General features: G+C 62.8%; 13 protein-coding genes. 7 read left to right on the forward strand and 6 right to left on the reverse strand.

The features are described 5' to 3' along the window. Positions 1-18: 18 nt before the first annotated feature. The 6 genes from HMPREF1287_RS09960 to HMPREF1287_RS09985 all read left to right on the forward strand — a co-directional run bounded on the left by HMPREF1287_RS09960 (position 19) and on the right by HMPREF1287_RS09985 (position 5,134). Positions 19-627 (forward strand): histidine phosphatase family protein, encoded by a 609-nt coding sequence (locus tag HMPREF1287_RS09960; RefSeq protein ID WP_023016663.1) that lies wholly within the window; start codon positions 19-21, stop codon positions 625-627. After that, entirely contained in the window at positions 627-1,244 is a 618-nt protein-coding gene (locus HMPREF1287_RS09965; RefSeq protein ID WP_023016664.1) for a TlpA disulfide reductase family protein, read from the forward strand. The genes HMPREF1287_RS09960 and HMPREF1287_RS09965 overlap by 1 nt, the downstream gene beginning before the upstream one ends. After that, the gene (locus tag HMPREF1287_RS09970) at positions 1,245-2,048 is read left to right on the forward strand and encodes a cytochrome c biogenesis CcdA family protein (RefSeq protein ID WP_023016665.1); all 804 of its coding nucleotides are present in this window, start codon (positions 1,245-1,247) and stop codon (positions 2,046-2,048) included. It begins immediately after the preceding gene. Positions 2,049-2,055: 7 nt separating this feature from the next. Continuing rightward, positions 2,056-3,687, forward strand: a complete 1,632-nt coding sequence (locus HMPREF1287_RS09975; RefSeq protein WP_023016666.1) for a cytochrome c biogenesis protein ResB — start codon at positions 2,056-2,058, stop codon at positions 3,685-3,687. Between the two features lie 82 nt (positions 3,688-3,769). Beyond that, positions 3,770-4,876, forward strand: a complete 1,107-nt coding sequence (ccsB, locus tag HMPREF1287_RS09980) for a c-type cytochrome biogenesis protein CcsB (protein ID WP_023016667.1) — start codon at positions 3,770-3,772, stop codon at positions 4,874-4,876. Further along, positions 4,877-5,134 (forward strand): helix-turn-helix domain-containing protein, encoded by a 258-nt coding sequence (locus HMPREF1287_RS09985; protein ID WP_023016668.1) that lies wholly within the window; start codon positions 4,877-4,879, stop codon positions 5,132-5,134. Here the strand turns inward: HMPREF1287_RS09985 and HMPREF1287_RS09990 are convergent. Then, positions 5,131-5,406 (reverse strand): hypothetical protein, encoded by a 276-nt coding sequence (locus HMPREF1287_RS09990; protein ID WP_023016669.1) that lies wholly within the window; start codon positions 5,404-5,406, stop codon positions 5,131-5,133. The genes HMPREF1287_RS09985 and HMPREF1287_RS09990 overlap by 4 nt on opposite strands. Positions 5,407-5,444: 38 nt before the next feature. Here HMPREF1287_RS09990 and HMPREF1287_RS09995 point away from each other — a divergent pair, with 38 nt between their 5' ends. Further along, positions 5,445-5,768, forward strand: a complete 324-nt coding sequence (locus HMPREF1287_RS09995; RefSeq protein ID WP_023016670.1) for a DUF4229 domain-containing protein — start codon at positions 5,445-5,447, stop codon at positions 5,766-5,768. 21 nt (positions 5,769-5,789) lie between these two features. Here HMPREF1287_RS09995 and HMPREF1287_RS10000 read toward each other — a convergent pair whose 3' ends face one another. From HMPREF1287_RS10000 to HMPREF1287_RS10015, 5 genes are all read right to left on the reverse strand, one after another. Next, on the reverse strand, positions 5,790-6,695 hold the full coding sequence (locus HMPREF1287_RS10000) for a 1,4-dihydroxy-2-naphthoate polyprenyltransferase (protein WP_023016671.1): 906 nt from the start codon (positions 6,693-6,695) through the stop codon (positions 5,790-5,792). Positions 6,696-6,750: 55 nt separating this feature from the next. Continuing rightward, positions 6,751-7,887: an o-succinylbenzoate--CoA ligase gene (menE, locus tag HMPREF1287_RS10005; RefSeq protein ID WP_034653395.1), complete on the reverse strand. Its 1,137-nt coding sequence runs from the start codon at positions 7,885-7,887 to the stop codon at positions 6,751-6,753. Between the two features lie 66 nt (positions 7,888-7,953). Then, a complete protein-coding gene (locus HMPREF1287_RS12630; RefSeq protein WP_023016673.1) occupies positions 7,954-8,094 on the reverse strand; it encodes a hypothetical protein in 141 nt (46 codons plus the stop codon). Positions 8,095-8,109: 15 nt separating this feature from the next. Then, positions 8,110-9,078 (reverse strand): 1,4-dihydroxy-2-naphthoyl-CoA synthase, encoded by a 969-nt coding sequence (locus HMPREF1287_RS10010; protein WP_034653771.1) that lies wholly within the window; start codon positions 9,076-9,078, stop codon positions 8,110-8,112. A 302-nt stretch (positions 9,079-9,380) separates the two neighbouring features. After that, positions 9,381-9,842 (reverse strand): DIP1984 family protein, encoded by a 462-nt coding sequence (locus HMPREF1287_RS10015; protein ID WP_023016674.1) that lies wholly within the window; start codon positions 9,840-9,842, stop codon positions 9,381-9,383. Positions 9,843-10,112: the final 270 nt, after the last annotated feature.

A 10,112-nucleotide genomic window follows, 5' to 3' on the forward strand; every position in this document is an offset into this window, starting at 1 on the left:
TACTCAATAAGGAGAGACATGACACGCACCATCGTTCACCTCGTGCGCCATGGCGAGGTACACAACCCAGGAAAGATCCTGTACGGGCGCATCCCGGGCTACCACCTATCCTCGCGCGGGCATTCCATGGCCGCGCGGACGGCGGAAAGCTTCCGCGATCATGATGTGACCTATTTGGCGGCCTCGCCGCTGCAGCGCGCGCAGGAAACGGCGCGGCCGATTGCGCAGGTAACGGGGCTAAATGTGGACGTCGATAAGACGCTCATTGAGTCCGGCAACCAATTCGAGGGCCTGCGCACCAAGGGTTTGCGCTCGGCGCTGTGGAATCCGCGGCACTGGCCCAAGATGGTCAACCCGCTGGAGCCGTCGTGGGGCGAGGCGTATGAGGGCATCGCCGAGCGCATGCTCGGTGCGGTCGACCGCGCGCATACCGCGGCAGAAGGCCACGAGGCCGTGCTGGTGAGCCACCAGCTGCCCATCGTGATGGTGCAGCGCACGGTGCTGGGCCAGCGCCTGCCGCATGCGCCGTGGAACCGTGAGTGCGCGCTGGCCTCGGTAACCTCTCTGCTTTTTGAGGATAACCAGGTCACCGATATCTTCTACTCCGCGCCGGCGCAGGAGATTTAATGGCACGCACACGCACCCGTGCGGCAACGCGCGTTGTGGCAGCCGCGCTTTCTGCAACCGCCCTGACCTTGACCGCCTGTACGCAGGATGCCGAAAACGCCCAAAACGCGGTGGCCACCGGCGGCGAGTTCGAGTTCATCTCCCCGGGCGGGGAGCGGGAAATCCATTACGGGGAAGCCGATAGGAAACCGCTGCGCAGCTTCAGCGGCGCCGATGTCCGCGATACGGATAAGACCATTTCCTTGGATGACTACGAGGGCGAAGTCGTGGTCTTGAACTCTTGGGGCCAGTGGTGCGCGCCGTGCCGCGCCGAGGCCGATGACCTGCAGGCGGTGCACGCCGAGCTGCAAAAACGCGACCTGGGCACGGTCCTAGGCATCAATGTGCGCGACTATAACCCGCAGGTATCCAATGACTTCTTGGACGATAACGGCTTGGAGTACCCCTCCATCTATGACCCGCCGTTTAAGACGGCCGCGGCGCTCGGCGGCGTGCCTACGTCCGTGGTGCCGACCACGATCGTCTTGGATAAACAACACCGCCCGGCTACCGTTTTCTTGCGGTCCATCACCACCGATGATGTGATGGATGTTGTGGATAAGTTAGAAAAGGAATAAATGGATTACGCAGCAAATATCGGCGGCCAGTTTGCCGAAGCTGCCACCTCCGGCCCGTTGATCCTCGGCATCCTCGCCGCGGCTCTGGCGGGTCTTGTCAGCTTTGCCAGCCCCTGCGTCATCCCGCTGGTGCCCGGCTATATCTCTTACCTCGCCAGCGTGGTTGGCGGTGAGGTGAGCTATGACGAGAAGCTGGGGGTGGGCGTCGGCAAGCGCAGGCAATGGGCCGTCGTGCTGGCGGCAGCACTGTTCATCTTGGGCTTTACCGTGGTCTTTGTGCTGGCGACGGTCTCGGTCTTTGGCGCGATTTCCGCGCTCACGCTCAACGCCGATACGCTGATGCGCGTGGGCGGTGGCATCACCATCTTGATGGGCGTGGTTTTCCTGGGCGCGATTCCGGCGCTGCAGAAAGACACCCGCCTGGCGCCGAAGCGCTGGACCACCTGGCTGGGCGCGCCGCTTTTGGGCGGCGTGTTCGCGCTGGGCTGGACGCCGTGCCTGGGACCCACGCTGGCGGCGATTGTGTCCATTTCCGCCGGCACCGAAGGCGTGACCGCCGCCCGCGGCGCCCTGCTCATCGTGGGCTATTGCCTGGGCCTTGGCCTGCCGTTTCTGCTGGTGGCGCTGGGGTCCGCGCGGGCGATGCGCACCATTTCGTGGGCACGCAAGCACTCGCGCACCATTCAGATCATCGGCGGCGTGGCGATGATCCTCGTGGGCGTTGCCCTGATTACCGGCCTGTGGGGCGAGTTTATTTCCTATATCCAGAAATGGACCGTGGACTACGGCGCAACCCTCATTTAGGAGAAACGTGAAATATATCCGCAAAGCCTGGCGCTGGCTTACCAGCATGCGCACCGCGCTGGCCCTGCTTTTCCTGCTGGCGCTCGCCGCCATCCCCGGCTCCCTCTTGCCGCAGCGCGACCTAAACGAGCAAAACGTGCAGGAGTTCATCGAATCCAATGGCACCGTAGCGGAAATCTACGATAAGCTGCAGCTTTTTGATGTCTTCTCCTCCGTCTGGTTCCAAGCCATCTTCCTGCTTTTGGCGGTCTCGCTCATCGGCTGCATTATTCCGCGCTCCATCGATCACTACAAGGCGTGGCGCACTCAACCCACGCGCGCGCCGAAGTACCTGCACCGCCTGCCGCTGAGCGCCGAGGGGCATTCGGATAAGAGCGAGGAAGAACTCAGCGCGGAGATCCACAAGCGCCTGAAAAGGTGGCGCGTGGCCGAGTACGCCCCGGATAAGGATCGCGCCGGGGTGCACGCCTTTTCCGCCGAGCGCGGCTACGGCCGCGAGCTGGCCAACCTCATTTTCCACGTCGCCCTGGTGGCGATCCTGGTCACCGTGGCCGCCGGGCGCCTGGTCAACTACGAGGGCCAGGTCATCGTGGTTACGGAGTCCGGCTCGCAGGGCGGCAATACTTCGCTGGAGCAGTCCACGGAGTTCTGTAATACCTCCACCTCGAACTTTGACTCCTTCCGGGCAGGGCCGCTTTTCGATGGCACTGGGCTCCACCCCTTCTGCATGACCGCGCACGACTTCACCGCGAAGTACCTGCCCAATGGCCAGGCGGAGATGTTTACCTCCAACGTTTCTTACGCGGAGGGCGACGATATTTATAAGGATCCTTCCGAATGGAAGGACTACGAGCTCAAGGTCAACCACCCGCTGCGCCTGGCGCAAAACCGCGTCTACCTGCAGGGCCACGGCTATGCGCCGACGGTGACGGTGGAGTGGCCGGATGGGGAAAAGCGCACGCAGACCATCCAGTTCCAGCCCACTGACACGACCTTCTTCCTGTCTTCGGGCGTGCTGCGCTTTGACCCGCCTGCGGGCATATACCCGGATCTTTTCGAGCGCCGCCAAAACCAACTGGCCATCCAGGGCCTTTTCGCCCCGACGGCCGAGTGGAGCGGTGAGAATGGCAAGCTTTTGCAGTCTTCCCACCCGGGCCTCAACGATCCGGCGCTGGCGGTTGATATCTACCGCGGCGATGCTGGCCTCGATACCGGTACGCCGCAGTCGCTCTTCTCGCTGGACACAAGCCTCGTGCACTCGGGACAGTTGCAGAAGATCGACCGCGTGAACCTGAGCCAGGGCGATGACGTCACGCTTGACGATGGCACCAAGATCACCTTCAACGGCGCCAATGAGTTTGCTAATTACCAGGTCTCCTATGACCCATTCCAGAAGTGGGTGCTGGCATCCGCGCTGATCATGTTGGTATCCCTCGTGGCCTCATTGATGATTAAGCGCCGCCGCGTCTATATTCGCCTGCGGCCGGATTCCGCCGGCGGCACCACCATCGAGATGGGTGGTCTTGCCCGCACCGACCGCGCCGGCTGGTCCGAGGAATTCCACGAGCTGCACCGCGCGCTCTTGGAGCTTCCGGATCCAGATGAGGTGGAAGAAGACAAACTCTATACTGATGATTAATCCAACTATAGTTGGATCCCGCTGTGTGCATGAGTAAGGTATTCAGCATTATCCCGCACGTGTGAAGGCTAGGTGGACTCCCTTGCAGATCGATCAGAATCTGTCGAACTTCTCGGATCTCGCGGTGCAGACCGCATTCGTGGTGTACTGCGTCGCGCTATTTATGTCGCTGTTGTACTACGGCCGCATTCGCAGCCTCATCGAGGCGCGCCGCGCGGGCCGCTCGGAGGCGTCCAAGGTATTGGTCGGCGCTGGAGCCGAGGCTGGCGCCGCGGCCGGGACCGCCACCGGGGCTGGCACCGGCACAGACGCGGCCACCGGCTCTGACGCCGCCACTGGCACGGGCGCAGCAGCTGCCAGCACCGATTACGAGGCTGAGGCGTCGTCTGCGGCCGCCACCTCGAGCGAGGACAAAGTCGCGGAGAAGGAACGCAAGCTGGATAAGCTCGGCGGCATGACCACCTCGCTGATGTGGGTTGGCATTGCTTTGCACGCCGCGGCCATCGTCCTGCGCGGGCTGGCCACGGGCCGTTTCCCATTTGGCAACCTCTACGAATACGTGCTGATGGTGTGCTTCGGCGTGCTGCTGGTGGGCAATATCGCCATGCAGCGCAAGGAATGGCGCACGGTCTGGCCGTGGATCCTTACCCCGGTGCTGGCGCTGATGTTTTACGGTTCCACCAAGCTTTATGCGGATTCCGCACCGGTGGTGCCGGCGCTGCAATCGCACTGGCTGCCCATTCACGTCACGGTGGTGTCCTTGGGCGCGTCCATCGGCATCGTGTCCGGCATCGCCTCGCTTTTGAGCCTGTTGCGCCTGTGGCAGCCAAAGGACGCCGAACGCGGCTTCTTTGGCGCGCTGGCTTATCCGCTGCCGTCCGCGGCAAAGATTGACCGCCTGGCATACCGCTTGGGCGTTATCACCCTGCCCACCTTGGGCCTAGGCATCATCTTGGGCGCCATTTGGGCAGAATCCGCGTGGGGCCGGCCTTGGGGCTGGGACCCGAAGGAAACCGTGTCTTTTGCCACTTGGATCCTCTATGCGGCCTACCTGCACGCGCGTGCGACCCCGGCCTTCCGCAAGGCCGCGCCGTGGATCAACATTTTGGCTACGGCCGTGATGATCTTCAACCTCTTCTTCATCAATATGGTGGTCTCCGGCCTACACTCCTATGCGGGGCTGAACTAAATGGCCACCAACCATAGCCCGCGCAATAAACAGGGAAAGCCCGCCGGCGATAACGAGCTCATCTTGGGCTTGGGCGCGCAGATTGCGCAGCGGCGGCGGGAGTTGGGCATCGTCCAGCAGCAGCTTGCCGATGCCGCCCAAGTCTCCCGCTCCACCCTCCACACCATCGAACACGGTGGGGCAGGCGTGCGGTGGGAAAAGGTTACCGCCGTGGCAGAAGCGCTGGGACTTGAGATGCGGTTCGTACCTAAGGATTAATCCTGGTTGTCGTTCTGGCCCTTTGAATCACCGTTGCCGTCGGCGTCGCGAGTGCGGCGCTGGCGGCGTTTTTCTTCCTCGGCCTCCTGCTTGCGGCGCTGCTTGAAGCGCTCCTTTTCCAGGTTCCACAGGAACTCCTCGTCATCATCGGGGCCCTTGATGGAACGCGGTTGTTCTTCAACCTGGCGGGACTTCCAGGATGATGGCCCAAAGGCCTTCCACACCAGGTAGGCGGCGAGGACAAAAAGCAGTAGGAGGATTAGTCGACCCATGCAGATTATTCTACCTGTACGGCGTACAATCGACCCCCATGACGCACAACCCTGAGCCACCAAAACCGGACCCCGAACTGCGCCGTCGCTCCCGCAAGGCGCTATGGAAATACGGGCTCGCGCGCGTGGTGCTTTTTATCGCGCTCACCGCGGTCATCGAGCTGCTGGCGGTAGCGATTAAGTTCCCCATTCCCGTCCTCGTGGCAGCGCTCCTGGCGCTCTTTGTTGCCCTGCCGCTATCGATGCTGATTTTTAAAAACTGGCGCATCGAGGCCACACAGACGCTGGCGGAATACTCCGCGCAGCGCAAGGCGCATAAGCAGTGGGTGCAGGCCGAATTGGAAGGCCGCGCAGAGGCCTAGGCGCGCAAGCCTAGGCACGGACTAGACCAGGGCGACGGCGATGGCCTCGATGACTGCCCAGATGAGCATGGCGCGCCCGGTCAGCCCCAGCACGGGGATGAGCTCGGCTCCGGTGGCGCCGCGATTGACGGTGCGCACCGCACGTAGTGCAAACGGGAAGTAGACCAGGCCAGCGAGCGCGAGCCAGCTGCCGAAGGCGACCGCGATGGTAAGCACGAAGGGCAGGAGCAGCAGGCCGGTAAACAGCAGGCGGGCGTTCTTATTGCCCAGCCGTACCGCGAGGGTGATCTTGCCGGCCTCGGCATCGGAGGGAATATCGCGGATATTATTGACCAGGTTTACCCCGGAGCTCATGGCGCCGATGCCGATGGCCAGGGCCAGGCCCGTCCAGGAAATGCGGCCGGCTTGGGTAAATTCGGTGCCGAGCACGGCGACGAGGCCGAAGAATATAAAGACGGCGACCTCGCCCAGGCCGCGGTAGCCGTAGGGGTTCTTGCCGCCGGTATAAAACCACGCACCAGCGATGCACAGCGCGCCGATGAGGATGAGCCACCAGGCACCAGCCGCCAGCGACAGGACGATTCCGGCCAAGCCAGCGACGGCAAAGCACCCGAACGCGGCGTATTTCACGTGGCGCGGTTGTGCAAGCCCGCTGCCGGTCAGCCGTTGCGGGCCGGTGCGGTCATCATCGGTACCGCGGATGCCATCGGAATAGTCGTTGGCATAGTTCACGCCGATGATAAGCGCCCACGCCACGATGAGCGCGAGCACCGCGCGGCCGATATGCCCGCTATTAATGCCGAAGGCCGCGCCCGTACCTGCGACAACGGGTGCGAAGGCATTGGCCCACGTATGTGGGCGAGCACCATTGATCCAATCCTTGGCGGTCGCGGAATAATTACCGGCTGATGAAGTCATAGCCACCATTGTGCCACTGCGTAGTGGGCGTAAAGCAATCAGGAAGCTGGGGCCTGCGGTGGGGCTATGCGTTAAAGAGGGCGGCGACGGCCTGGCGGTCGACCTTGCCAGGACCGGTGGTGGGAAATTCCGCGAGGCGCTTTAAGTCCTTAGGCAGCTGCCAGCGGGGGAGTTCGGCGTCTTCGAGGGCCTCGAAGATATCGCCAAGCTCGGCATTACCGGTATAGGCGGCCACGATGGCTTGGCCCAGCCGCGGGTGCGGGATGCCGACGACGCACGCCTCGGCAACACCCGGCACCCGGAGGATCTCGCGCTCCAAGACCTCTGGGTGCAGCTTCAACCCACCGGAGTCGATGACATTATCGAGGCGTCCGGTGACGGTGAGGATGCCATCTTCGATGACGCCGGCATCGGAAGTGGCAAACCACCCGTTTCCGGGAAATGCCTCGTGGCTTGGGGCATTGCGGTAGCCCTGCGCGATGGTGGGCCCGCCGAGTAAGATGCGGCCGTCCTGGACGCGGGCCGTCGTACCGGGCAGTGGGCGGCCATCGTAGACGCAGCCGCCGGCGGTCTCGGAGGAACCGTAGGTGGTGGTGATAGTGATGCCCTGGTCCGCGGCCGCGGCGTGCAGGCGCGGGTGGATGGCGGCACCGCCCACCAAGATGGCATCGAAACTTTGGAGCGCATCGATGCCCTCCAGCACATCTATGGCCTTGGCCAGCTGCAGCGGGGTGAGCGCGGTATAGGTGCGGTCGCCAGTGCGGGAAAGCTCCGCGGCGGCGCGGGCGAAGGCAGAGATATCAAAGCCTTCGCTGAGATCGAGGCAGAGCGGATCCACCCCGGCCACCAGGGAACGGACGAGGACCTGGATGCCGGCGATGTGGTGGGCGGGCATCGCCAAGAGCCATTGCCCAGGGCCACCGAGGACCTGGTGGGTGGCATCGGCGCTGGCCACCAGGTTGGCCGGCGTTAATTGCGCACCCTTTGGGGTGCCGGTGGACCCGGAGGTGGAGACCACGAGCGCGATGTCCTCGGCGATGGGTTCACCGGCGCGTTGGGAATTGCGCAGGAGGGTGGCGCGGGTGGCATCGGCAAGCGGCAGCGGCAAAAAGCAGGACCTACCGGCAATGGCGGATTCGAGGTCCGGCAGGATGGCCGCGGGATCGTGCGGGTCGACGGGCAAGGGGGCGAGGATAGTCACGGCACTAGATCTTAGAGCCACGGCGGGACAAACCCCGGTTGCGGCCGGGGTGAGTCGATGCAGGAATCAGCGGTACGTGTCCTCCTGCTCAAAGGGTCGCTCGTTATTGGCCTCGGCTTCTTTAATGCGGCGCAGCATCCACACGCGGGAGCCAAGAACGCCCGCGACGGCAAGGACCGCGAGCAGGATACAGAATGCGATGAGCACGGTGCGGGGCACTCCTTAGTAGTAGTAAGGGAACTCGTCCCAGTTGGGCTCGCGCTTGTCCAAGAAGGACTGCTTGCCCTCGACGGCCTCATCGGTCATATAGGCCAGGCGGGTGGCCTCGCCGGCGAAGACCTGCTGACCCATCAGGCCATCATCGGTGAGGTTGAACGCGAATTTCAGCATGCGCTGGGCGGTGGGGGATTTCATGTTGATTTCCTGGCCCATGCGGATGGCGGCGTCCTCGAGCTCGCCGTGGTCCGCGACCTCATTGACCGCGCCCATCTCATACATGCGCTGGGCATCGTAAGTGCGGCCCAGAAAGAAGATCTCGCGGGCGAATTTCTGGCCCACCATCTTGGCCAGGTAGGCCGAGCCATAGCCCGCATCGAAGGATCCGACGTCCGCGTCCGTCTGCTTAAAGCGTGCCTCCTGGCGGGAGGCCACGGTCATGTCGCAGACCACGTGCAGCGAGTGCCCACCGCCGGCGGCCCATCCATTGACCACGGCGATAACCACCTTGGGCATGGTGCGGATGAGGCGCTGGACCTCCAGGATGTGCAGGCGGCCGCCTTCGACCTTCGCGCGGGCCTCGTCGACGCTGGATTCATCCGCCGTCGCATCATCGTGGGCATGCTCGGTGGCGTAGCGATACCCCGAGCGTCCACGAATGCGCTGGTCGCCGCCGGAACAAAACGCCCAGCCGCCATCTTTTTGCGAGGGCCCATTGCCGGTAAGCAAGATCGTGCCCACATCCGGGGTGCGGCGGGCGTGATCCAAGGTGCGGTACAGCTCATCCACGGTGTGCGGCCGGAAGGCATTGCGCACCTCGGGCCTGTCGATGGCGATGCGCACGATGCCATTCTTCCGGCCGTCCGCCGCCAGCCGGTGGTAGGTGACGTCCGTGAGATCCCCAAAGCCCTCAACTGGACGCCACAATTCCTCACGGAACGGATTTTCGGTGCTGTATTTCTTCTGCTCGCTCATAGCGCCCAGCATAGTGGGCGCGAATAAGTTTAGTCCCCATTCCCAACCCTCACCTCTACGCACTGCCCAGCATGCTGGTAATAATCGATACTCAATAACTGCGGGGGGTTATCCCGCAATGTACCCGTGTACCCTATGCCGGCGCGGTCATCAATACTGTAGGAAGACTCGAACTTCCTCAACCCTTTAACGCCAAAGGGTGCCTAGATGTCCTCGAATTTCCCCTCGAAGGCGGGGGCATACTCGCTGCAAGTGCATAAAGGCTACCGCCACGCGCGCGGCGTGGCATGACTAAAGCTTCGCTATGGAGTTATCAGTTCCGTATTCCAGTTCAACTGCTGGATGCGGGTATCAAGCTCCCGGTACCGCTTGGACAGGTCATCAACCCGCTTGCGCAGCTCTGCTACCGGCAGCGTGGCCACAAACTTAATCTCTGCGCGGGAGTAGCGATCCTGGCGCGCGCCCGCGGCCTGGGCGAGGTCGTGGTAGATGCGGCGGGTGCGCACGAGGCCATCGCGAAGCGCAAGTGCCTGCATCAGGTTCTTCTCGCCATCAAAATCGGTGGCGACGTTCGTGGCATTGATGGCCTGCACGAGCTTATCGATGCGCCCGGTAACGCCCTCCAACTCGCGCAAAAGCTCGGCCGGATCCTCGTCCGGGGTATCGCCCTCCTGCACGCGGACGACGGAGAGCAGGCGCTCGCGCAGCTCATTGAGCCGCTCCTGCGCCTGCGCGCGCTCTGCTAATGCCTCTGCCAGTAACATGGTTCCTCCTTCAGGGTAGGTAGGAACCAACGTAGTCTGGGTGGGGGCTGGGGTCAATGGGGCTGAGACACAAAAGTGAAGCTGTGAACGTATCGCTTGTGGCTCTCCCAGTCAGAGCTTAGTTCTCATTACCCCTGATAGACTTCGCGAACCGGAGGTAGCAGGAGGGAGGTGACTGGGGTTCAGTTCTCATTACCCCTGATAGACTTCGGCTTGCGGCGGAGCCGTACGACTACACGCTGGGGTTCAGTTCTCATTACCCCTGATAGA

This window comes from Corynebacterium sp. KPL1986 (assembly GCF_000477975.1).
In the GTDB taxonomy this organism is placed as follows: Bacteria; Actinomycetota; Actinomycetes; order Mycobacteriales; family Mycobacteriaceae; genus Corynebacterium; species Corynebacterium accolens.